This window comes from Halobacterium sp. NMX12-1, from assembly GCF_040435975.1.
Lineage (GTDB): Archaea > Halobacteriota > Halobacteria > Halobacteriales > Halobacteriaceae > Halobacterium > Halobacterium hubeiense.
This window is the reverse complement of record NZ_CP159204.1, coordinates 1046657-1067487: the sequence shown is the minus strand read 5'-3', so window position 1 is coordinate 1067487 and position 20831 is coordinate 1046657. Positions and strand designations below refer to the sequence as shown.

Annotated in this window: 23 protein-coding genes; 7 read left to right on the top strand and 16 right to left on the bottom strand. The window is 71.2% G+C overall.

What is annotated here, in order from left to right; genetic code table 11:
- Positions 1 to 18: 18 nt before the first annotated feature.
- From ABSL23_RS07075 to ABSL23_RS07040, 8 genes are read right to left on the bottom strand one after another with little or no spacing between them, the layout of a single operon-like run.
- Positions 19 to 2979 (bottom strand): hypothetical protein, encoded by a 2961-nt coding sequence (locus ABSL23_RS07075; protein ID WP_353635172.1) that lies wholly within the window; start codon positions 2977 to 2979, stop codon positions 19 to 21.
- Positions 2976 to 3440 (bottom strand): hypothetical protein, encoded by a 465-nt coding sequence (locus ABSL23_RS07070; RefSeq protein ID WP_353635171.1) that lies wholly within the window; start codon positions 3438 to 3440, stop codon positions 2976 to 2978. Before ABSL23_RS07070 ends, ABSL23_RS07075 begins: the two co-directional genes overlap by 4 nt.
- Positions 3431 to 3823 carry a hypothetical protein gene (locus ABSL23_RS07065; RefSeq protein WP_353635170.1) on the bottom strand — a complete coding sequence of 131 codons (393 nt, stop codon included), beginning with the start codon at positions 3821 to 3823 and terminating at the stop codon, positions 3431 to 3433. The genes ABSL23_RS07070 and ABSL23_RS07065 overlap by 10 nt, the downstream gene beginning before the upstream one ends.
- Entirely contained in the window at positions 3801 to 4271 is a 471-nt protein-coding gene (locus tag ABSL23_RS07060) for a hypothetical protein (protein ID WP_353635169.1), read from the bottom strand. Before ABSL23_RS07060 ends, ABSL23_RS07065 begins: the two co-directional genes overlap by 23 nt.
- Positions 4272 to 4303: 32 nt before the next feature.
- Entirely contained in the window at positions 4304 to 5881 is a 1578-nt protein-coding gene (locus ABSL23_RS07055; RefSeq protein WP_353635168.1) for a type II secretion system protein, read from the bottom strand.
- On the bottom strand, positions 5874 to 7670 hold the full coding sequence (locus ABSL23_RS07050) for a type II/IV secretion system ATPase subunit (protein WP_353635167.1): 1797 nt from the start codon (positions 7668 to 7670) through the stop codon (positions 5874 to 5876). Before ABSL23_RS07050 ends, ABSL23_RS07055 begins: the two co-directional genes overlap by 8 nt.
- On the bottom strand, positions 7618 to 8106 hold the full coding sequence (locus ABSL23_RS07045) for a hypothetical protein (protein ID WP_353635166.1): 489 nt from the start codon (positions 8104 to 8106) through the stop codon (positions 7618 to 7620). Before ABSL23_RS07045 ends, ABSL23_RS07050 begins: the two co-directional genes overlap by 53 nt.
- Complete coding sequence (locus ABSL23_RS07040) at positions 8103 to 8576, bottom strand: hypothetical protein (protein WP_353635165.1); 474 nt, start codon at positions 8574 to 8576, stop codon at positions 8103 to 8105. Before ABSL23_RS07040 ends, ABSL23_RS07045 begins: the two co-directional genes overlap by 4 nt.
- Positions 8577 to 8655: 79 nt before the next feature.
- Here ABSL23_RS07040 and ABSL23_RS07035 point away from each other — a divergent pair, with 79 nt between their 5' ends.
- Positions 8656 to 9729, top strand: coding sequence for a tubulin/FtsZ family protein (locus tag ABSL23_RS07035; RefSeq protein WP_353635164.1), 1074 nt, complete (start codon positions 8656 to 8658; stop codon positions 9727 to 9729).
- Here the strand turns inward: ABSL23_RS07035 and ABSL23_RS07030 are convergent.
- The 4 genes from ABSL23_RS07030 to ABSL23_RS07015 all read right to left on the bottom strand — a co-directional run bounded on the left by ABSL23_RS07030 (position 9726) and on the right by ABSL23_RS07015 (position 13123).
- Entirely contained in the window at positions 9726 to 11072 is a 1347-nt protein-coding gene (locus ABSL23_RS07030; protein ID WP_353635163.1) for an alkaline phosphatase family protein, read from the bottom strand. The two genes, ABSL23_RS07035 and ABSL23_RS07030, sit on opposite strands and share 4 nt — an antisense overlap.
- Positions 11073 to 11159: 87 nt before the next feature.
- On the bottom strand, positions 11160 to 12269 hold the full coding sequence (locus ABSL23_RS07025; protein WP_353635162.1) for a bifunctional oligoribonuclease/PAP phosphatase NrnA: 1110 nt from the start codon (positions 12267 to 12269) through the stop codon (positions 11160 to 11162).
- Positions 12270 to 12329: 60 nt separating this feature from the next.
- Positions 12330 to 12455: a hypothetical protein gene (locus tag ABSL23_RS07020; RefSeq protein WP_256943869.1), complete on the bottom strand. Its 126-nt coding sequence runs from the start codon at positions 12453 to 12455 to the stop codon at positions 12330 to 12332.
- A 134-nt stretch (positions 12456 to 12589) separates the two neighbouring features.
- A complete protein-coding gene (locus ABSL23_RS07015) occupies positions 12590 to 13123 on the bottom strand; it encodes an inorganic diphosphatase (RefSeq protein ID WP_059055726.1) in 534 nt (177 codons plus the stop codon).
- Positions 13124 to 13229: 106 nt separating this feature from the next.
- On the opposite strand from ABSL23_RS07015, the gene ABSL23_RS07010 reads away from it, so the two are divergent.
- A complete protein-coding gene (locus ABSL23_RS07010) occupies positions 13230 to 13580 on the top strand; it encodes a PadR family transcriptional regulator (protein ID WP_059055725.1) in 351 nt (116 codons plus the stop codon).
- Positions 13581 to 13634: 54 nt separating this feature from the next.
- On the opposite strand, the gene ABSL23_RS07005 is transcribed toward ABSL23_RS07010, so the two are convergent.
- Together ABSL23_RS07005 and rnhA are read right to left on the bottom strand one after the other, a co-directional pair.
- On the bottom strand, positions 13635 to 14216 hold the full coding sequence (locus ABSL23_RS07005; RefSeq protein ID WP_353635161.1) for a rnhA operon protein: 582 nt from the start codon (positions 14214 to 14216) through the stop codon (positions 13635 to 13637).
- Positions 14209 to 14805 carry a ribonuclease HI gene (rnhA, locus tag ABSL23_RS07000; protein ID WP_353635160.1) on the bottom strand — a complete coding sequence of 199 codons (597 nt, stop codon included), beginning with the start codon at positions 14803 to 14805 and terminating at the stop codon, positions 14209 to 14211. Before rnhA ends, ABSL23_RS07005 begins: the two co-directional genes overlap by 8 nt.
- Positions 14806 to 14984: 179 nt before the next feature.
- On the opposite strand from rnhA, the gene ABSL23_RS06995 reads away from it, so the two are divergent.
- The 3 genes from ABSL23_RS06995 to aspS all read left to right on the top strand — a co-directional run bounded on the left by ABSL23_RS06995 (position 14985) and on the right by aspS (position 18142).
- Complete coding sequence (locus ABSL23_RS06995) at positions 14985 to 15947, top strand: transcription initiation factor IIB (RefSeq protein WP_058981163.1); 963 nt, start codon at positions 14985 to 14987, stop codon at positions 15945 to 15947.
- 104 nt (positions 15948 to 16051) lie between these two features.
- Positions 16052 to 16756, top strand: coding sequence for a phosphoglycerol geranylgeranyltransferase (locus ABSL23_RS06990; RefSeq protein ID WP_353635159.1), 705 nt, complete (start codon positions 16052 to 16054; stop codon positions 16754 to 16756).
- Between the two features lie 81 nt (positions 16757 to 16837).
- Positions 16838 to 18142 carry an aspartate--tRNA(Asn) ligase gene (gene aspS / locus ABSL23_RS06985; RefSeq protein WP_353635158.1) on the top strand — a complete coding sequence of 435 codons (1305 nt, stop codon included), beginning with the start codon at positions 16838 to 16840 and terminating at the stop codon, positions 18140 to 18142.
- 43 nt (positions 18143 to 18185) lie between these two features.
- On the opposite strand, the gene ABSL23_RS06980 is transcribed toward aspS, so the two are convergent.
- Together ABSL23_RS06980 and ABSL23_RS06975 are read right to left on the bottom strand one after the other, a co-directional pair.
- Positions 18186 to 18704 carry a hypothetical protein gene (locus ABSL23_RS06980; protein ID WP_353635157.1) on the bottom strand — a complete coding sequence of 173 codons (519 nt, stop codon included), beginning with the start codon at positions 18702 to 18704 and terminating at the stop codon, positions 18186 to 18188.
- Entirely contained in the window at positions 18701 to 19003 is a 303-nt protein-coding gene (locus ABSL23_RS06975) for a UPF0175 family protein (RefSeq protein WP_059055713.1), read from the bottom strand. Before ABSL23_RS06975 ends, ABSL23_RS06980 begins: the two co-directional genes overlap by 4 nt.
- 89 nt (positions 19004 to 19092) lie before the next feature.
- On the opposite strand from ABSL23_RS06975, the gene ABSL23_RS06970 reads away from it, so the two are divergent.
- Together ABSL23_RS06970 and ABSL23_RS06965 are read left to right on the top strand one after the other, a co-directional pair.
- A complete protein-coding gene (locus tag ABSL23_RS06970; RefSeq protein ID WP_353635156.1) occupies positions 19093 to 19929 on the top strand; it encodes a pantoate kinase in 837 nt (278 codons plus the stop codon).
- A gap of 72 nt (positions 19930 to 20001) precedes the next feature.
- Positions 20002 to 20745 (top strand): 4-phosphopantoate--beta-alanine ligase, encoded by a 744-nt coding sequence (locus ABSL23_RS06965; RefSeq protein WP_353635155.1) that lies wholly within the window; start codon positions 20002 to 20004, stop codon positions 20743 to 20745.
- Positions 20746 to 20831 lie beyond the last annotated feature (86 nt).

Sequence of the window (20831 nt, the reverse complement as noted above, 5' to 3'; positions counted from 1 at the left end):
TACGCTTGCCGCGACGGCTCACCACCCCGCGGACTGCTCGTCGGCGTTCCCGTCTACGTCGCCGACGCCGCGCGGCCCCGCCGGCACGACCACGCCAATCGTCGCCTCGACCTCGAAGGACACGCGCTCGTTGCGCCCGACGCGCTCCGCGTCGCCGTCCCCGTCCACGTCGAACGCGACGTTCGTGTCCTCCCGGACGTACGCGGTGCCGTCGCCGGGGCCGACCGGCGAGCCGCCGTCGGCGCGGACCGCGAACCGGGCGTACGACCCGCGCACCGAGACCGACCACGCGTTCGCCGTCGCGTACCAGAACCCCGGCACGGGCGCCAGCGGCAGGCCCGCCGGCACCGCGCCGACGTCCGCCGCGCCGAGGCGCTTCGCGGCCTTCTCGGCCGCCACCGACCCGGCCTCCGAGAGCGCGTTCTCCGCGATGGCGCTCCCGATGTCGCGGGCGAGACCAGCCGTATCCTGCACGACGCGACTCTCCACGCGAACGGCGTCGCTGTCCACGACCTCGGTGGAGGCCGCTCGGAGCCGCGTCGCCAACTGGTCGCGCTGCCGCGGCGTGGCGTCGGCGACGCGAGCGGCCTCCGCCGCGACCGCTGCCGCCGCCGAGCCGTTGCCGACCGCACTCCCGCGCTCGTGGACGGAGTCCCAGCGCTCGAACGCGCGCCGCGTCGCCGTTCGGCGTTCGCGCTCCGTGAACGAGCGCGGCGACGCCGCGAGCACGGCGCGGTACTCGCTCCCCGCCGCGGACACGCTGTCCGCGACCGCCGCCCGGAGCGCCGCGCGCCGGTCGCCGAGCGTGCGGTTCGGCGCGACCGAGAGCGTCCGGTTCGCCGCCGAGAGCACCTGCGCGGCGGTGTCGATGCGCACCGACTGCGGCGGGTCGGGCATCGCCGCGTCCACGACCGCCGACGCCGCGTCGCCGTGCGGAATCGTGAACCAGTTCACGTTCCGCGCCGCGATCGGGTGGTAGCGCGCCTCGCTCGCGCCGGCGGTCTGTGGCGACACTTCCGCGAGCGTCAGGTACGCTGGCGCGCCCTCCACGGCGGCGACGGGGCCGACCTCGCGCTCGCTCCCGTGGTCCGTCGGCGGTGCTTCGAGGCCGCGGTCCGCGAGCGCGTCGCCTATCGACCCGAGCGCGCCGTCCGCGCGCCGCTCGCCGAGCCGTCCGGCGACCCGTGCGAGGTACGTCTCGCGAACCGCGGCGACGGCGCGGTCGGTCGCCGAGTCGTAGCCGTCGCGGGCGTCGTGGAGCGCCACGACCCGGTTCCGGAGCGCGTCGACGGGGACGCGACCACTGGCGAGCCCGCGCGTCGAGACCTCTGCGGAGACGTTCCGACTCCGCGCGCGGAGCGCAGCGGCCGCCCGGTACGCGCGCTCGCGGACCGACTCGGGGAGATTGGGGTGGACGCGCTCCGTCCGTGTGAGGTCGTCGCCAGCGACAGCACGTCGAGCGAGCGCGTCGACGCCGCCCGCGTCTCTGACGAGCGACTGCTTCGCGGCGGCCGCGATGCGGTCGTGGACGGCCGGCGTGACTGTCGCCGCGTGCGCGTCGAGCACGCGCTCGGCATCTGCGGCGGGGAGTTCCCGCGTCGACGGCCGCACGTCGTAGCTCACGCCGACCGAGACGCGGTACGTGGTCTCGGTCGTCTCCGCGACGCGCTGAGTCCGGTTGCCGTTCGCGTAATAGCGCGTCTCGGTCTCGGTGACGACCACGCGCCGGCCGTACGTCTCGACGGTTCGCGGGTCGCCGCCGAGCGCGGCGTCCGGTTCGACCTCGCCTTCGACGTCGACGTCGCGGTCGGTCGTCGCGTCCACGAACGTCCAGTTCACGGGCGCACGCCCCGACTGTGAGTGGTCTCGGTCGACGACCGTTGCGTCCACTGTCCGGCGTGCGTCCGCGGCGAACGCGGCGCGCATCGTCCCGTCGAGCGAAGTGTCGCCGTCGCCGTCCACGAACCCGAGGAACGCGCGGTCGGCGGTCGCGTTGACGCCGACCGGAACGGACTGGCTGGACCGGTCAGCCGCGTCGAGCGCGGACGAACGACCGACTTTCATGGGCGTCTCGGAGGCCTCCGGCGCTCTGAGCACGGCGTCGGCGCGCTTCTTCGCGCCCGCTTTGACGACCGCGAGCACGTCGTCGAGGCCGACGCGAGCGAGCGCGCGGCCGTACGCCGCCCTGCCAGCGTCGTCCTCGCGGCCGAACGCGGTGCGCTGGACGGCCAGCAGCGCGCGGTTCGCCATCAGTTCGACGTGGCGGTTCGCGAGCACGTTCGAAATCGGGACGCCGGCGTACTGCAGCGGCCCGCGAAGCCAGACGACGCGGTGGAGGTAGTCCGTGAGCCGGCGGTCCAGCCCCGGGCCGGCGAACGCGCCGCGGTCCAGCAACCGCTCGAAGCGCTGGACGCGGTCGCGGAGCGCCAGCGCGGGGCTGTGGACGGTCGTAGAGATGTTCGTCGTCGACTGCGAGACGACCTCGCCGTCGCGCTCGACCTCGACGCGCACGCCCGAGAGGGTGACGCGAATCAGGTCGTCGCCGACGCGTTCGAGCGAGACGCGGTCGATGGCGCGCTCGGCGTCCGCGGTGGTTTCGACGCGCGGCAGCGACACCGACGCCGACACCGCGCCGGCAGCCGACTCGTGGTCGCGGAGCGCGCGCTCCGTGCGAGCGTACACGCGCAGCGCTAGCGCGTCGCGGAACGGGCTGTCGGCGTCGATTGCCGCGCCGAAACTGGTGTTCGCGGCTGCGACGACGGGGTTCCGGACGGCCTCCGCGGCCGCCGTGCGAGCGCCGCTGGCGAGTGCGGCGTCCGCGCCCGTCTGCGCTCGCTCGACCGCGCGGTCCGCGCGCGTCTCCGACGGGACCGGCGATTGGCCGGCGAGCGTGGCCGCTGCGGTCGCGCTCGCGACGAGCAACACCACGCCGACGAGCGCGAACGGCACGCGAGCGCGGTCGTCGTCGGCGAACCTCACGGCGACCACGTCCGAACGGTGATGTCCACGGAGTCGTTCTCGGCGACGGCCTCGTAGGAGACCGCGGCGACCGACGCGCCCGGCGGCGGCTGCTCGCCGACGCGAACCCGGCCATCTCCCGCAATCGCGACGACGGCTATGCGGCCGTCTGCGTCCCTGAGTACGTCCGCGACGGCGTCCTCGACAGCGCCGGCGAACCGGGAGTGAGTCGAACGGTCGTCGGCGACCGCGGCGTGCGCGAGCAGCGTGCCGACGCGCCCCGAGACCGCGCGCTCGCTGCCGTTCGCGGTCTGGTACTCGGCGGTCGTCGTGCTCGCGAGCACGGTGCGGGCGGCCGCGTCGGGGTCGGGCGGTCGCTGGTCGCCACCCGGAATCGTGACGAGCGCGACGGCGGCCGCGCTGACGAGGAGGACGGCCAGCGACGCGTCGAGCACGGTGCTGACGGCGCGGTTCACGACCACACCGCCACCGTGAGTCGCCCGGGTTCGGTTCGGCCGTCGGCGACGCGCACGGGAACACGCTGGCTCGCACTTGCCGCGTCAGGCGGTGGCTGCTCGCCAGCCGTCCACTCGCGGTCGTCCGCCGTCACGGTCACGTTGACCGCGTAGCCGTCGGGCGAAATGGCGGCGTCGAGTCGTGCTGGCGAGACGACCACGGAGCCAGTGGGTGACGCCGCGTCGACGGCGTCCGACAGCACCTCGTCCGTCGGCGCGTCGCTGGCTCCGACCGGGAGTACGTCCGCACGCACCGTCGCGAATGCGCCGACAGCGAGGCAGACGACGGCGACGGCGACGAGCGCGGGCAGCGGCTCGACTTGCGCCTCACGCGCCGACGAGCGTGACATCCACACCCCTCCACGTGACGCGGCGAACGGTCAACTGCTGGCGGTCCCGGCGCCACGTAACGTCGCGGTCGCTGGCGTCGGCGACTGCACGCTCGAGAGCGCGCTCGTCGTCGAACGCGTCGTCCGGCGGCGTTCCGTGGAGGACGCGCCAGAGCACCGTGTCGCGTCGGACGGGCACGACCGGGCCGTACGCGTACGGCTCTCGGGACGCGTCGGATCCCTCGCGGACTTCGATTGCGTGCCGGGTGAGGCGAATCGCGTCTGCGTGGATGGTGCGCGATTCGACGCCCGCGTGGTCGGCGCTGGCGACCGCATCGACCGTGCTCGCGAGCGGGGCGGCACGCGCCTGCGCGGTCGGTTTCACGGCGAGCGCGACGCCGAGCAGCGTCGTGCTGACCAGCGAGAGCGCGACGAGCAGCGGCGGCACGTCGGCGAGCGTGTCGAACATGGGGCGGGTTGGTCGCGGCCTCCGGTTTAAAGTTAGAGGACGCGGCCGGCGGCGAGCGCGGTGACGGGGTAGACGGTCGCGGCGGCCGCGAGCGCGAGGCCGGCGTGGTAGCCGACGAGTGCGCGGTCCAGTCCGCGGTCGAGACCGACCGCGAGCGCCGGCAACACCGCCGCCAGCCACAGCACGTACGCGCCGACGACGAGCGCGAGCGGGTCGGCGGGGAGCGCGCTCGCGCCGTCGAGGCCGCTCACGCGGCCCGCCAGCGAGACCGTGACGCCGGCGACGAGCGGCGCGTAGACGAGCGCGGTGTGCTGGAGCGTGCGCGTGGTCGAGGCGAACTCGCGGCGCACCTCGCGGTCAAGGTCCCGGAGGTCGTCGAAGAGGTCCGCGACGTCCACGAGCACGCGGCCGCCCGCCGGTCCCGCGTCGGCGGCGTGGACGACCAGCGAGACGGCAGCGCGGGCGCGCTGGCTCCGGGTTCTCGCGAGCGGGCCGCGCTCACCGAGGAACGCTTCTTCGACGCCCACGCGGAGCCGCCGCATCCGGCGCGCCGCCTCGTCGAAGACGGCACCAGTGGGGCCGTCGAGCGTGTCGCCGGCGTCGGTCACGGCGGCTTCGACCGCGCGGCCGTGGCGGAGCTGGTGGCCGAGCACGGAGAGCGCGTCCGCGAGCCCGGCCTCGACGTTCCGGGCGTCCTCGCGGACTTCACAGGCGGGCCGGTACCAGTAGACGAGCGCGCCGCCGACCGGCCAGCCGACGAGCAACACGGGGAGCGCCCACGACGGGAGCAGTCGGGACGCGGCGAGCGCGGCGACGACGCCACAACCCGCCGCGAGCGCGGCGTTCCGCGCGCGGTCGTCCAACTCCGGGTGGTCGGCGGGCACGGCCGCGGGCGGGAACGCGACGGGGCGGCGTGCGAGAATCCAGCAGACGACCGCGAGCACCGCGAGCGGGAGGACGACGCCGTACGCGAGCGCGACCGCGCCGAGCGTGAGTGGAAGGCCGGCGCTCGCCGCGGCGGGGACGACGCCGACGAGCGCGAGCGGCAGCACGACGCCGAACGCGTAGACGCCCATCGTCGGCCCGTGGACGGCGTCGCCGTACTCGCTGGCGCGCTCCCGTGCGCCCTCGACGACCACCGCGAGCGTGCGGTCGAGGAGCCGTTCTCGCTCGCCGGCGGGCGCGTCGACAGCGGCGTCGGCGAGCGCGGCGGCGCGCCGCAGCGACGGCAGGTGGTCGTCCCACGTCGCCGCGAACGACGCGAACCCGGCACCGGGCGTGCCACGGGACCCCCGGGCGTGTGCGGCGAGGCTGGCCGCGAGCCGGCCGTTCCCGTGTTCGGCGGCGAAGTCGGTGGCGCGTTCGAGCGCGGGGTCGAGGCGCAGCGAGAGGACGACCAGACACACGACGTCGGGCGCGGCTCCGAGCGCGCGCGACCGCTCGGCGACCGAGCGGACGTGCGGCCCGTACGCGAGCGCGGCGGCCGTCGTGACGCCGAGGCACGCGACGGCAGTACCGGCGTACGGGTTCCAGTAGGTGGCCGGAAGCGCGACCGCGGCTGTGGCGGCCAGTGTCGCGAGAGCCCGCCGCGGGTTCGCGGGCTCAATCATCGCTCACGCAGTCGGCGCGGTTCCGAATCGCCGCCCGGACGTCGGCGTACGTCTCGCCGGGCGCCGCGAGGTCGGCGACCACGCTGCTGTTCCCGCGGGCGACGCGGCCGGTCGGTTCGGCGCCGCACCCGTCGTCCTCGTAGAGCGCGGCTGCGCCGTCGCCCGTGACTTCCTCGACGCGCGTGACGCGGCGGCCGGCGTCCGTGTCCGCGAGCGTGACCACGAGGTCGGTCGCAGCGAACGACGACGCGGGGACGCCGAGGTCGGAGACGACGCGCTCGCGGACGCTCGCGGCGCCCTTCCCGTGTATCGTACCGAGGACGGCGGCGTCGCTGGCGCCGACGCGCATCGCCTCGTAGAGGACGCGAGCTTCCTCGCCGCGGACCTCGCCGACCGCGATGGCGCCGTCGCCGAGCCGGAGCGCGGTGCGGAGCGCGTCCGCCATCGAGACGTCCGCGCTCGCGCCGTCGCTGTTCGCGTACAGCGCCTGCACGTCGCGGCCGTCGCCGCGGAGCGCGCGAACGGGGAGTTCGGGCGTGTCCTCGATAGTGACGAGGCGCGTGCCGGCGGCGAGCCCCCACAGGGTCGCGCCGAGGAGCGTGGTCTTGCCCGCGCCGCGCGCGCCGGCGAAGAGGACGGACGCGCCGCGCCGGAGCGCTTCGACGAGGAAGCCGGCGATTTGGGGCGGGAGGGTGTCGTTCGCGACGAGGTCCGGGAGCCGGAACGGGTCGGCGTCGTGCGCGCGGAACGCGAACCCGGTGCCGTCGCTGACGGGGTCGGTGACGCCCGCGACGCGGACGCGTCCAGTCGCCCCGAGCCCGTCGATTGCGGCGTCGAGCGTGGGGTTCGCGCGGGAGAACGGACGCCCGCTCTCCGCGCGCAGCCGGGAGGCGAGCCGTTCGACGCCCGCGTCCGTGAACCGGACGTTCGCCCGGGCGTCCTCGCCGCCGACAGTCACGCGCAGGGGTCCGTCGGCGACCGGCGCGCTCGCGTACACGTCCGAGATGCGGGGGTCCGCGAAGAGGTCTTCGAGGACGCCGAACCCGCGCGTGTGCTTGCGGAGCGCGTCCGCGAGCGGTTCGCGGTGCTCGCCCGCGGCTTCGCGGACCGCGCGCCCGGGTGCGTCCTCGCCGTCGGGAATCGAGCCGTCCGCAAGCAGGCGCCGGGCGTCGGCGAGCACGCGGCAGTCGGCGGGCGCGAACTCGTACTCCGGGGGGACGACGTGGTAGACCGGAAGGTCGCCGGGAACCGCGTACTCGCGGACGGTCGCGCCCGTTTCGAGGGTCCGCGTGTCCCGGAGCCGGCTGTCGGGCGGCGGCGTCGGTTCGATGCGGGCGTCGGCGAGCGCGGGGCCGACGCGCGGGCGGAGCGCGTCGTAGTCCGGGAGGTCGCCGGCGGCGGCCGCGAACCCCGTTTCGGCGGCGATTTCGGCGACCGGGCCGGCGCGCCCGCTGGCTTCCGCGGCCGCCGCGAGCGGGTCGGCGCGGGCGCGAGCGGCGAGTCGCTGGTCGCGGTCGGCGACGCGCGCGGCGAACCGGCCGGCCGCGGTGAACAGCGCGACCGCGTGCGGGCCGTACTCGCGGCGGAACCCGGACGCGTCCACGACGACTCGGTCGGCGTCGGCCCGCTGGCACGCCGCGACGACCGCCGCGCGACACGCCTGCTGTTCGGTGAGGTCGCCGCTGCCCGGACAGCCGTCGGCGTCGACGCGGAGCGCGCTGCCGTCGTGAGTGGCGTCACAGCCGCAGTCGGGGTCGTCCGCCGCGAGGCGGTCGAGGAGCGCACGCATGGGCGGCGGTGGTCGCGTCCCCCCGGATAAACCCTCGCAGCGCGAGGACCACTGGTCCGTCCGCGCGCTCGACGTACGCCAGCGACGTCGGGCCATCGAGGGTCGCGTCGTCGCCGCACGTCTCGACGCGCACGGGGAGCGTGCGCTGGTGTTCGGGACCGTTCGGGAGTTTCGAGACGAGCCGCGGCGGATTCCCGCGGACGGCGAGCGCCGCGCCGTCCGGGAGGTCGAGGTGGACGGTGCGCCGCGGGGCAGTTGCGACCGTCGCCCCGGGGTCGTTCCGGCGGTAGAGGCTGTCCACGGCGTCAGCGACGCGGTCGGCGCTCGCACTGACGGCCGCGCTGTCGCGCGTGCTGGTCGCGTGGTCGACGGCGGGCTGGGCGGCCGTGAGGAGTGCGAGCGCGAACGCGACGGCGAGCACGACGCGGACGCTCACAGCGACTCTCGCACGCGGTCGAGCAGCGAGTCGTCCTCGGTCTCCGCCTCGAAGCGCTCGGCGTCGGCAGTCGTCTCGTCGCGGTGCGTGGCAGTGTCGGCGGTCGCGGCGGTGGCAGTCGCGTCGGCAGCGTCACCCGAAGCGGTGGCGTCGGCACGCTCCGCGTCCGGGGTGCGTTGCGGTGGGCGCCGCCGCTCGGCTTCGAGGCGTTCGACCGCCTCGCGGGCGGCGTCCGCGCGCCGCTGGACGCGCTCGTTGACGGCTTCGAGGTCGCCGACGTAGCCGTGCAGCGACTGCACGGTCGCGTCGAGGGCGTCCAGTCGCTCCGCGAGGTCGGCCAGCTCCGCTTCGACGTCGTCGAGGCGGTCGTGGACGGCCGCCGCCTCGGAGAGGTCGCTGACCGCGGCGTCGCCGTCGGTCATCGCGCGTTCCACCGCTCGCAGCCGTTCGTCGAGGTCGTCGCGGGACACGACAGTGGGTGGTCCCGTCCTCCGGTTTAAGTGTCGGGACGGCGCAACGTTGATGCTCTCCCCCCGTCATGAACGGCGTATGAAAGCCGCCCTCATCGGCGTCGGCCAGGCCGGCGGAAAGGTCACCGAAGCCCTCCTCGCAGAAGACCGCCGCGCCGGCTACGGCGCCGTCCGTGGCGCACTCGCAGTCAACACCGCGAAAGCCGACCTCGAACCCCTTGACATCGACACCATCCTCGTCGGCCAGGAGCGCGTGAAAGGCCACGGCGTCGGCGCCGACAACGAACTCGGCGCAGAAGTGATGCAGAGCGACGTCCGCGAGGTCGTCGGCGCGCTCGACGGCGTCATCGACGCCCAGACGGAGGCCATCTTCGTCGTCGCCGGCCTCGGCGGCGGCACCGGCTCCGGCGGCGCGCCCGTCCTCGTGAAGGAACTCCAGCGCGTCCACGAGATTCCCGTCTACGCGCTCGGCATCCTCCCCGGCCGGGACGAAGGCGGCATCTATCAGGCCAACGCCGGCCGGTCGCTGAAGACGCTCGTCCGGGAGGCCGACTCGACGCTGCTCGTGGACAACGACGCGTGGCGCGAGACCGGGCGGAGCGTCACCGAGGCGTTCGACGCCATCAACGAGCGCATCGCGCGCCGCGTCGGCATCCTGCTGGCCGCCGGCGAGAACGTCGAGGGCGTCGGGGAGAGCGTCGTCGACTCCAGCGAGGTCATCAACACGCTCAAGTCCGGGAACATGTCCGCGGTCGGGTTCGCGAGCGCGGACGCCGCCCCCGACGCCGGCGAGAACGTCAACGTCGTCACCTCGACCGCGCGGAAGTCCCTGCTCACGGGGATGAGCGTGCCCGAGACCACCGAAGCGGGCGCGGCGCTCGTAGTGGTCGCGGGCGAAGCCGACCGCGTCTCCCGGAAGGGCGTCGAGAAGGCGCGGTCGTGGGTCGAAGAGGAGACCCGCAGTATGCAGGTCCGCGGCGGTGACTTCCCGCTGGACTCGGACAAGATCGCGGTGCTGGTGTTGCTGTCGGGCATCTCGCGCTCCGAGCGCATCGAGCAGTTCATGGAGCGCGCGAAGGAGGCAAGCGAGACCGTCGAACAGGAGCAGGTCACCGAGGACTTCCAGAACGACGAGCTGGACGACCTGCTCTAGACGAGCGTCTCGCCGTCGAACTCGCGGGCGTCGAACTCCACGTCGAGGAGGTCCAAGAGCGTCGGCGTGACGTCGAAGAGGTCGGTGCCCTCGGGGACGGAGATGTCCTCGGCGTCCGAGAGCAGCGTGGCGTTCTCGAAGGAGTGCATGCCGTTTCGCGGGCCGACGCTGAACACGTCGTCAGCGCCCGAGAAGCCCGCCTTCAGGTCGAAGCCGTGGTTCGGGATGGCGACGAGGTCGGGCGCGATCTCGTCGTGGGCGCCGTCGAAGGCCTCCTCCTTGGGGACGACGCGGTCGACGACCGGCCGGCCGTCCGGCCCCTCCAGCGCGAGCAGTTCCTCCTTCAGTTCCGCGCGCACGTCCTCGTACTCGGACTCGGGGACGCTCCCGCGGGGCTCGCGGTCTTCGAGGTTGACGTAGAAGCGCCCCGGGATGAACGAGTACGCCGTCGTGTCGTCGCTGATATCCTCGAGGCTGTCGTGGTCCTCGTCCTCGAAGGACAGCCACCCCTCGTCTTCGAGCCACTGGTTCAGGTGGACCTCGTAGTCCTCGCTGGTGAACCCGTGGTCGGAGGCGACGACCAGCGTCACGTCGTCGTCCAGCTCCGCGCGGATTTCGCCGATGTACTCGTCGACCTTCTCGTAGAAGTCGAGGAACTCCTGCTTGTACTCGCCGTCCTGCTCGTAGTCCTTGAACAGGAAGTGGTTGACGCGGTCGGTCGTCATGAACACGCCGAAGAAGAGATCCCAGTCGTCCTCCCGGACGTAGTTCAGGAACGCCTCCTGTCGGGCGTCGATGGTCTCGTGGGCGTCCGCGATGAACTCGGACTTGTCGTCCTGGTGGCCGAGCTTGGCGTTCGTGTCGATGCGGTAGCCGATGGAGTCGAGGTAGTCGCCGACCGACTCGGGGTGCGAGCCCTTCTCGATGCCCGGGGAGAGGAACCCGGAGACCATCCGCTGGACGTTGCGCTGGGGCGGGAACGTGACGGGGACGTTGAGGACGGTGGCGTCCCGGCCGGCGTCGGTCACGCGGTCCCAGACGCGGTCGGCCTGCACGTCCCGGCCCATCGGGACGTACGTGTCGTAGCTGCCGACCTCGCGGTCCTGGAACCCGTAGACGCCGGTCTCGCCGGGGTTGACGCCCGTCGTCAGGGACGGCCAGCACGCGCTGGACTCCGGCGGAACGATGCTGTCGATGGCGCCGCCGCCGCCCGATTCGATGACGTCGTGGAGGTTCGGGAACGTCTCGGGCTCGTCCCGAATCAGGCTGTACGGGACGCCGTCGATGCCGATGAACGCGACCCGCGAGCCGTCGCCGCCGCGGAGTCGGTCGAACAGACCCATACAGTCCGCGTCGCCGCTGACGCACAAAAGGGTTCGTCTTACGGCGGCAACTGGCCGGTGTCCGCGACACCAGCCACGTTTGCCAGCTCAGGCCTGTTCGAACGCCGAGAACAGCGCCTTCCGCGTGCTCGCGTCGATGAGCTCGTCGAGCGTGGACTGCTGGTCGGAGCTGACGCGGCTGAACAGCCCCAGCGGGACGCGCGCGGTCGCGGTGTCGGCGTCGCCGCCGAGCGCGTCCGTCTGGTCGAACGCCGACGAGAGGACGTCCATCGCGCTCGTGCGCACGTCGTCGGCGCGACACGCGGTGACGACGGTGTCCTCGTGGACGCCGAACGCGGCCGCCGAGGAGACGCCGTCGAGCCGGAGGAGGGTGTCGGCGGCCTCTTCGAGCGCGCTCACGGACGGGACGGAGCCGACGTTCGTGACCGCGAAGCTCGCGCGGCGCTCCCGGTTCCTGATGGCGTGCCCGATGACGTCGAACGTCTCGCCGCTCATGCCGGGCGCGCGGAGCGCGTCGATGGTGCCCTGGTCGGCGAACTCCTGGAGGAACGTCGCGGCGCGGAAGTCCTCGCGGGAGCGCACGCGCCGGAACTCCCGGGTGCCCGCGCGGATGCCGTAGAGGAGCGCGGTGGCGACGTCCTGTTCGGGCGTGAGACCGGCTCGCTCGACGAACCGCGCGACGATAGTGGAGGTGGCGCCGGCGTCGTCGCCGTCGAGGACCAGCGAGTGGTCGACCGCCGCGGGCCGGTGGCGGACGACGGCGACGACGGGCGGCCGGTTGGCGAACGACGGGACGGTGCCGCCGCCGCCGACGGCGACCGCGCCGTCGAAGTCGTCGAGGGAGTTACCGGCGACGTCCAGGGAGACGTCGAAGAGGTTACAGAAGGCCTTGGCGTCGTCGCTGGTGACGTCGTCCTCGGCGAACACGCGCGCGGTGACGCCCCACTGGTTGCAGAGTTCGCGGAGCCCGATGGCGGCCGCGAGCGCGTCCACGCTGGGGTTCTCGGGGACGACGAGCGCGACGGATTCGAGGCTCGCGATGGTGTCGCGGAGCCGCGTGAAGTTCTCGTCGTCGGTGTCGGTTCGGCGGCGTCGGAGCACCGCGGTGAGGGCGTAGGCGCCGGCGCCGCCGACCGCGACAGCCCCGGCCGCGAGCGCGAGCACGGGCGTCGAGACCGTGCCGACCTCGGGGAGCATTACGCCGAGAGTCCACGTGAATCGTTAAGTATGTTGTCCCGGGCGGCCCGCGGTGTCGGCTCAGTGGGAGGGGTCGGTCGCGCTCGCGTCGGCTGTCCCGTCCTCGTCGTCGCTGTCCGCGGACTGGAAGTTCGTCGGGACGACGGTGACGTGGCGAACGCCGAACTGTGAGTGGCTGGCGGCCATTACGCTCGATTGTACGGCACACCACCGGAAATAATTACCCATGCGCATAACACATCGACCGGGCGGCGCCTGATACCCCGTGGTTATCGCCGCCGCTGGTCGGCGCGAAAAAGCGGAGAATCGGGGCGACGCCGTTACGCGAACTTCTCGTCGTAGAGGTCTTGGGCGTGCTCGATGGCGTCCTTCGCCGCCGCCGCGTCCTCGAAGCCCAGCGTCTCGACCTCCTTGCCCGCCTCGAGGTTCTTGTACGTCTCGAAGAACTCCTCGATCTCGTCGAGTTCCTGCTGGGGGATGTCTTCGAGGTCGTCGATGTGGTCGTAGCGGGGGTCCTCGTCGGGCACCGCGATGACCTTGTCGTCCTGCTCGCCGTCGTCGTCCATCTTCATCAGGGCGACCGGGCGCGCCTCGATGACGCAGCCGGGGAACGTCTGGTCCTCGACGAGCACCAGCACGTCGAAGGGGTCCTCGTCGTCGTAGTACGACTGCGGGATGAAGCCGTAGTCCGAGGGGTAGTGGACGTTGCTGTGGAGCACGCGGTCCAGCACCACGCCCGGGATGTCCTTGTCGTACTCGTACTTGTTGCGCTCGCCTTTCAGGCACTCGACGACCGCGTAAATCACGTCGGGTGCGTCCGGTCCGGTCTCGAGGTCTTCCCAGAGGTTCGCCATGACGCACAGGTGTTTGTCGGGCGGAAATAGGCTTTTCGCATCCCGAGCGGGGCAAACTCCACTCAATTGAGAAGTGTTTAAATGTATGCGCGCCTTCCAGTTAGCTATGTCAGAGGCACAACCTGCTGCACGTACGGACGTGCGCGACCTGACTGCGTTCCAGAAGAACATCCTCACCGTACTCGCCGAGGAAGCCCGCTACGGCCTCGCTATCAAGCGCGAACTCGAAGACTACTACGGCCAGGAAGTCAACCACGGTCGGCTCTACCCGAACCTCGACGACCTCGTCAACAAGGGCCTCGTCGAGAAGTCCGAGCTCGACAAGCGCACGAACCAGTACGAACTCACCGACGACGGCTTCGACGCCGTCCTCGACGACCTCGAGTGGACGCTCTCGAAGTTCCTCACCGACGAGGACCGCAAGGAGCAGGTCCGCGACATCGTCGCCGAGAACTAACGGTTCTTCCAGACACAACTTTTCACGCGCCGAGTTCCGTAGCGGCAGCGCCGCCTACTGCTCGGGCGCGGGGTCGGCGGTGGATTCCGAGTCGTCGCGCTCCTCGGCCGCGACCTCGGAAATCAGGTCCAGCGACGCCTCGACGCGCTCGCGCTGCTCGTCGGTGGGCCACGCGTTCCGCGGGAAGTACTCGTCGAGGAACTCCTCGCGCTCGCGGTCGTCGGCCGCGTCCATCGGGCGCGCGTAGTAGTTGTTCATGAACTCGGCGAACGCCGCGGCGTTGTCGCCGTGGACGTCGCCGTGGCGCTCGCGCATGCGCTCGACGAGTTCCTCGTTGCGCGCGGCGGCCGCCTCGTAGTCGCCCTGCTCGCCGGGGCCGGACAGCGACACCTCGGCCGCGCGGTCGGTGTCCTCGACGTCGTCTAGCTGGACGCGGCCGTCGTCGTCGAGCCAGTCGCCGGGGTAACAGACGAGCGTGTCGTCGCGCTCGCGGACGCGCGGCACGAACCCGTGGTCGGCGAGCAGTTCGTCGCGGCGCTCGCGATACGCTTCGGCCGCGGCGTCGTCCACGGCGTCGCGGGCGAGGCGAGTGAGGCGTTCGGCTTCGTCGACTACGTCGTCGGGGAGGTCAGTCATCGTCGAGGGCTTCGTTGGCTAGTTCGTCGGCGCGGTCGTTTACCTCTCTCGGAACGTGGGTCAGCGACCAGTCCTCGAAGCGGCCGAGCAGTTCTCGCACGCGGACGCGCTTCTCCCGGAGTTCGGGGTCGTTGGTGTCCCACGCGCCCTTGACCTGCTTCTCGACGAGCTGGGAGTCCCCGCGAATCTCGATCTCGTCGAAGCCGAACTCGGCGGCGGCCTCCAGCACGGCGAGCAGGGCCTCGTACTCGGCCTGATTGTTGGTCGCGCGGCCGATGCGTTCACTACCCTCCGCGACGATGCCGTCACCGGAGACCAACACCCAGCCGACAGCGGCGGGACCGGGGTTGCCGCGGCTCGCGCCGTCGAAGTACGCGTGCACGCGGCCGCCGCGGTCGGGTTCGACGACGGCAGTGATGTCCGTGGGGGTGCCGCCCTGCACGACGAGCTTGTCGTCGTAGGCGACGGCGTGGGCGTCCCCGAGGTCGGCGTGCCAGCGCTCGTACTCGGAGTTCCCCTCGCTGAACGACGCGCCCGCCGCGTCGAGTCGTTCGCGCGCGTCGTCGACGTCGCACTCTACGACCGGCATTGAGTCGAAGTCACCTCCCCTCCCGTATATGGGTTACTATCCGAGAACGCGCGTCCAGCGGCGCCTCGTGCTCTCTACCGGCGGTTTAGCGGCGTTCGAGCGGCTACTTGTGTCGTCTGTGAGAGGTTCCAAACCGCCAACGGATTTAAACGTTTGCGAAACGCTAATATAAAAATGCGATGACACGGTCCACTCGCCAGCGGGAGCGAGAAACGGCGACAGAGCAGGAGGAGTCCGAGGAGGGCGTACGGGAGTGCCCGGAGTGCGGCTCTGACAACCTCGTGAAGAGCTCGGACCGCGCGGAGCTGGTCTGCAACGACTGCGGCCTCGTCGTCGAGGAGGAGCAGATCGACCCCGGTCCGGAGTGGCGCGCGTTCAACCACCAGGAGCGACAGGAGAAGTCCCGCGTCGGTGCACCGACCACGCAGACGATGCACGACAAGGGGCTGACGACGACCATCGACTGGAAGGACAAGGACGCCTACGGGCGTTCCATCTCGTCGAAGAAGCGCTCGCAGATGCACCGCCTGCGGAAGTGGCAGGAGCGCATCCGCACGAAGGACGCCGGCGAGCGAAACCTCCAGTTCGCGCTCTCGGAGATCGACCGGATGGCGTCGGCGCTGGGCGTCCCGCGGTCGGTGCGGGAGGTCGCGTCGGTCATCTACCGGCGCGCGCTCAAGGAAGACCTCATTCGTGGCCGCTCCATCGAGGGCGTCGCGACGAGCGCGCTGTACGCGGCCTGCCGGAAGGAAGGCATCCCCCGGAGCCTCGAGGAGATTTCGGAGGTGTCCCGGGTCGAGCGCAAGGAGATCGGTCGCACGTATCGCTACATCTCTCAGGAGCTCGGACTGGAGATGAAGCCCGTCGACCCGAAGAAGTACGTGCCCCGGTTCTGCTCGGAACTCGAACTCTCCGAGGAAGTGCAGGCGAAAGCCAACGAGATCATCGAGACGACCGCCGAGAAGGGACTGCTCTCGGGCAAGTCCCCGACCGGCTACGCGGCCGCCGCAATCTACGCCGCGTCCCTGCTCTGCAACGAGAAGAAGACCCAGCGCGAGGTCGCGGACGTCGCGCAGGTGACGGAAGTCACCATCCGGAACCGCTACCAGGAGCAGATCGAGGCGATGGGCATCCACAGTTAGGCCGTCCCCGCCTCCGGTTCCGCTCTCAGCCTCCCCAGCGGCGCCGCTGGCGGCACTCCACCCGCATCGAAGGGGTTTTGCCCGGGCCATTTTAATGGGGGCACATGACTACCCCGTGGGACGACTGGGACCACGTGCTCAAGGTGGACCCGGACAAGTCGCTGACCGACGGCGACACGTTCGACGACGTCGCCAAGACGGGCACCGACGCCATCGAAATCGGCGGCACGATGGACGTGACCACCGAGAAGATGCGGCGGGTTATCGACGCCTGCCGGAAACACGACGTGCCGCTGTACCAGGAGCCATCCAATCCCGCGGTCGTCGTCGAGGACGACGCCCTCGACGGCTACCTCGTGCCGGTCGTGCTGAACGCCGGCGACCCGTTCTGGATCACGGGCGCGCACAAGGAGTGGGTCCGCATCGGCGACCTCGACTGGGAGCGCACCGCCACCGAGGCGTACGTCGTCCTCAACGACGAGGCCAGCGTCGCCGAGTACACGGACGCCGACTGCGACCTCGACGCCGACGAGGTAGCGGCGTACGCGGAGGTCGCCGAGAAGATGCTCGGCCAGGACATCGTCTACGTCGAGTACTCGGGGATGCTGGGCGACACCGAGGTCGTCGGCGCGGCCCAGGACGCGCTCGACGACGCGACGCTGTTCTACGGTGGCGGCATCCGCGACTACGACGCCGCCTACGAGATGGGCGAGCACGCGGACACCATCGTCGTCGGCGACCTGCTCCACGACGAGGGCGTCGAGGCCGTCACGGAGACGGTGCGCGGCGTCAACGACGCCCACGAGTGAGCCCTCGTCCCCGGGACGCGACCGGGTTCGGCCACGCCGGAAATGACGGCGTTTAAGGCCGGTCCTCGCGAATCGGGTGGTATGAAGGACCGCACGTTCACAGCGGACGCCGAGCCGGGCGACCACGCGACGGTCGCTGGCTGGGTCCACGAGGTGCGCGACCTCGGTGGCATCGCCTTCCTCATCCTCCGAGACAAGACCGGGAAGATTCAGATTAAATTCGAGAAGGACGAGATGGACGACGAGCTCGTGGAGACGGGCATCAACGTCCAGCGCGAGTCCGTCGTCCAGGTCACCGGCGACGTCGAGGAGGAGGAGCGCGCGCCCACCGGCGTCGAGGTCACGCCCGACTCCATCGAAGTGATGGCGGAAGCCGACCCCCAGCTCCCGCTGGACCCCTCCGGGAAGGTCGACGCCGACCTCTCGACGCGGCTGGACAACCGCACGCTGGACGCCCGCAAGCCCGAGACGAAGGCCATCTTCGAGATTCGCGCGGAAGTGCTGCGCGCGGTCCGCGAGTACTTCCGGAGCGTCGGCTCCACGGAGATCAACACGCCGAAAATCGTCGCCACCGGCACGGAGGGCGGCACGGAGCTGTTCCCCGTGACGTACTTCGGCGAGGAGGCGTTCATGAACCAGAGCCCGCAGCTGTTCAAGCAGCTGATGGTGGGCTCCGGGCTCGAACGCGTCTTCGAGGTCGGCCCCATCTTCCGCGCGGAGGAGCACAACACGCCGCGCCACCTCAACGAGGCGACGATGATCGACTTCGAGTCCGCGTTCATCGACCACGAGGAGGCGATGGACGTCTGCGAGGGCACGCTGAAGGCCGCCTACTCCGCCGTCGAGGAGAACTGCCAGGAGGAACTCGAACTCCTCGGCCTCGCCGACGAGTTCGAGGCGCCCTCGGGTGACTTCCCGCGACTCACCTACGAGGAGGCCATCGAGCGCATCAACGCCACCGGCGAACTCGACGAGCAGCTCGTCTGGGGCGACGACCTCCCCACTGAGGGCGAGAAGGCGCTCGGCGACGACGTCGGCGGGCACTACTTCGTCACCGACTGGCCCAGCGAGATCAAGCCGTTCTACATCCAGGACTACGACGACGACTCCGAGCTCTCGAAGGGCTTCGACCTGATGCACCCGCGCATGGAACTCGTGTCGGGCGGCCAGCGCGAGCACCGCTACGACGCGCTCGTCGAGGGCTTCGAGCAGCAGGGCCTGGACCCCGACCAGTTCGAGTACTACACGAAGATGTTCAAGTACGGCATGCCGCCCCACGCCGGGTGGGCGTACGGCGTCGAGCGCCTCGTCATGACGATGCTCGACCTCGACAACATCCGGGAAGCCGTGCTGTTCCCGCGCGACCGGCAGCGGCTGTCGCCATAGGTGAGACGCCGCGCGTCTCACAGGACCGACAGCGGTTGAGTCCCTAATCGCCGGCTGCGTCGTCGATTAACTCGAACGCTTTTTCGCGGAGTTCCCCGGTCATGTGCAAGCCGTGGCTGTCGATTTCTCGAACCAACGCTTTGGCGTTCTCCGGGTCCATTCCCTCGTGAACCGCGCGAACGACGACGCCGACAGTTCCGGTGACCGTCGCGCCGAGTCCCTCCGCGACCGCACGGACGCGGCGGTCGTCGGAGACGACGGCGACGGAACGGTCGTCGGCGTGGTGGGAGCGCACGCCAGCGACGAGTTCGACGTCACCGTGAACGCACTCGTCACCGAGCAGGCGCTGCGCGTCCGCGACGGCCTCCTCGGAAACACTGTCGGTGACTTGCTGGGAGTCGAGGAACGTCGAGACGTTCGTCCTCGCTGGCTCGGTCGTTACCTCGTCGACGACAGTCTCTGGAACCAGAACGTCGCCATCGAAGTTCGCCAAGAGGTCGACGCGGCCGACGCTCCCGAGCGCGATGAGCGTGGTCGCGTCGACGAGCACGACATCGCTCATACGTCGAGCGCGGCGTCGGCGTCCGATTCGAGGTCGTCGGGCGAGAGTTGAGTGGTGAGGTTGTGTTCGCGCGCGATTTCCATCCACTCGCCGAGGCTGACGTCCGCGATGCGGGCGGCCTCGTTGACGGAGACGTCGCCGGACTGGTAGCGTTCGACAGCGACGCGCACGCGGAGGTCGTGGAGTCCCTCCGAGAGCGCTTTCCGGATGGTGGCGCTCTTGTCCTCGCCGAGTAGGTCGGCGACCTCCGCGAGGGCTTCCTCCTCGTCGTCGGGGATGCGGGCGCTAATCGAGGGCACGTATACGTCGTACTTAGGCGTAAACACACTTGAACGTTCGCGTGCCGAGAGTGCAACACTTAATCCGCGCGACCCCCGACTCCGAGAGGATGAGCGACGGCGACGCGGCGACGGCGTTCGCGCCCGGCCACGTGACCGGGTTCTTCAGCGTGGAGCGCACCGAGACCCCCGAGCGCACGGGGTCGCGGGGCGCGGGTATCACGCTCTCGGCGGGCGTGACGACGCGCGTCGAACCCAGCGACGAGACACAGGTGCGCTTGAACGGCCGCGAGGTCGGCGTCGAGAGCGTGACGCGCGTGCTGGACGCGCTCGACGCGACGGCGGCGGTGTCCGCGGAGACGTCGCTGCCACTGGGCGCGGGGTTCGGCGTCTCCGGCGCGATGGCGCTCGGGACGGCGCTCGCCGCGAACAGCGCCTTCGACGCGGGGCTGTCCGTGAACGACCTCGTGAGCGTCGCGCACGCCGCGGAAGTCGAAGCCGGCACCGGACTCGGGGACGTGGTGGCGCAGGCCCGCGGCGGCGTTCCGATTCGCGTCGAACCCGGCGCGCCCGCGCACGGTCGCCTCGACGGCGTGCCGGACGCGGGCCGCGTCGAGTACGTCTCCTTCCGCGGCCTCTCGACGAGCGACGTCATCGGCGGCGACACGGCGACGCTGTCGGCGGCCGGCGAGGACGCGCTCGCGGCGCTCCGCGAGCACCCGACGCTCCCGCGGTTCATGGCGCTCTCGCGGGAGTTCTCCCGGGACGCGGGCCTCCTCGACGGGGAGGTCGAAGCGGCCGTGGAAGCGGTCACCGACGCGGGCGGCGAGGCGGCGATGGCGATGCTGGGGGAGACGGTGTTCGCGCTCGGGACCGGTCTCTCCGACGCCGGCTACGACCCCGAGGTGTGTCGCGTGCATCCGGCGGGCGCGACGCTGGACATCTGAGTGGGCGAGCGTCTTCGAGCAGCACCGACCCGCAAGCGGACGATTTTTGCGCGATGGGGCGCCAGAGACAGTATGGCCGAGATTCCCGCCGACCACCCGCGCCACGACTCGCTGGTGACCCGCCACCGCATCGAGGCGGGCGTGGAGAAGGGCATCACGTCGAAGCAGGGGCTGGTCGCGCAGGGCCGCGGGGAGGCGTTCGACTACTTGCTCGGCGAGGAAACGATTCCGTCCGCGAACGATGCCGAGCGCGTCGCGGCCGCGTACCTCCTGCTCGCCGAGCACCCGGTACTGTCGGTGAACGGGAACGTCGCGGCGCTCGTGCCCGGCGAGGTCGTCGCGCTCGCGGAAGTGGTGGGCGCAGACGTCGAGGTGAACCTCTTCAACCGCACCGCCGAGCGGATGGAAGCCATTGCCGAGCACCTCCGCGAGCACGGCGCACAGGACGTGAAGGGGCTGAAGGCGGACGCGCGGATTCCGGGCCTCGAACACGAGCGCGCGAAGGTGGACCGCGACGGCATCTACGACGCGGACGTGGTGCTCGTCCCGCTGGAAGACGGCGACCGCGCGGAGGCGCTCGCCGAGATGGGGAAGACCGAGCTCGTAATCGACCTGAACCCGATGTCGCGGTCCGCGCAGACCGCCGCAGTTCCCGTCGTAGACAACATCATTCGCGCGCTCCCGTCGATTACCGAGCACGCCCGCAACCTCCGGGACGCCTCCCGCGAGGAACTGGAGGAAATCGTCGCGGGGTTCGACCGGGAGGCGGCGCTGGAAGCAGCGGAGAAGCGGATTCGGGAAGGCGACCTCGACTGAGCGCTCGGCGGGCCCCGGTAGCTTTTTCTTTCTTTAGGCCAGCCTAAAACGTATGTGCGAGCGACTAGCTGCGGACGACGCGGGGA

What these genes read in the sequence shown, in the direction of transcription:
- ABSL23_RS07065 (WP_353635170.1), bottom strand. Translation starts at nt 3,823, where the DNA reads ATGTCACGCTCGTCGGCGCGTGAGGCGCAAGTCGAGCCGCTGCCCGCG.
- ABSL23_RS07060 (WP_353635169.1), bottom strand. Translation starts at nt 4,271, where the DNA reads ATGTTCGACACGCTCGCCGACGTGCCGCCGCTGCTCGTCGCGCTCTCG.
- ABSL23_RS07055 (WP_353635168.1), bottom strand. Translation starts at nt 5,881, where the DNA reads ATGATTGAGCCCGCGAACCCGCGGCGGGCTCTCGCGACACTGGCCGCC.
- ABSL23_RS07050 (WP_353635167.1), bottom strand. Translation starts at nt 7,670, where the DNA reads ATGCGTGCGCTCCTCGACCGCCTCGCGGCGGACGACCCCGACTGCGGC.
- ABSL23_RS07035 (WP_353635164.1), top strand. Translation starts at nt 8,656, where the DNA reads ATGAAAGCCGCCCTCATCGGCGTCGGCCAGGCCGGCGGAAAGGTCACC.
- ABSL23_RS07030 (WP_353635163.1), bottom strand. Translation starts at nt 11,072, where the DNA reads ATGGGTCTGTTCGACCGACTCCGCGGCGGCGACGGCTCGCGGGTCGCG.
- ABSL23_RS07025 (WP_353635162.1), bottom strand. Translation starts at nt 12,269, where the DNA reads ATGCTCCCCGAGGTCGGCACGGTCTCGACGCCCGTGCTCGCGCTCGCG.
- ABSL23_RS07020 (WP_256943869.1), bottom strand. Translation starts at nt 12,455, where the DNA reads ATGGCCGCCAGCCACTCACAGTTCGGCGTTCGCCACGTCACCGTCGTC.
- ABSL23_RS07015 (WP_059055726.1), bottom strand. Translation starts at nt 13,123, where the DNA reads ATGGCGAACCTCTGGGAAGACCTCGAGACCGGACCGGACGCACCCGAC.
- ABSL23_RS07010 (WP_059055725.1), top strand. Translation starts at nt 13,230, where the DNA reads ATGTCAGAGGCACAACCTGCTGCACGTACGGACGTGCGCGACCTGACT.
- ABSL23_RS07005 (WP_353635161.1), bottom strand. Translation starts at nt 14,216, where the DNA reads ATGACTGACCTCCCCGACGACGTAGTCGACGAAGCCGAACGCCTCACT.
- rnhA (WP_353635160.1), bottom strand. Translation starts at nt 14,805, where the DNA reads ATGCCGGTCGTAGAGTGCGACGTCGACGACGCGCGCGAACGACTCGAC.
- ABSL23_RS06995 (WP_058981163.1), top strand. Translation starts at nt 14,985, where the DNA reads ATGACACGGTCCACTCGCCAGCGGGAGCGAGAAACGGCGACAGAGCAG.
- ABSL23_RS06990 (WP_353635159.1), top strand. Translation starts at nt 16,052, where the DNA reads ATGACTACCCCGTGGGACGACTGGGACCACGTGCTCAAGGTGGACCCG.
- aspS (WP_353635158.1), top strand. Translation starts at nt 16,838, where the DNA reads ATGAAGGACCGCACGTTCACAGCGGACGCCGAGCCGGGCGACCACGCG.
- ABSL23_RS06980 (WP_353635157.1), bottom strand. Translation starts at nt 18,704, where the DNA reads ATGAGCGATGTCGTGCTCGTCGACGCGACCACGCTCATCGCGCTCGGG.
- ABSL23_RS06970 (WP_353635156.1), top strand. Translation starts at nt 19,093, where the DNA reads ATGAGCGACGGCGACGCGGCGACGGCGTTCGCGCCCGGCCACGTGACC.
- ABSL23_RS06965 (WP_353635155.1), top strand. Translation starts at nt 20,002, where the DNA reads ATGGCCGAGATTCCCGCCGACCACCCGCGCCACGACTCGCTGGTGACC.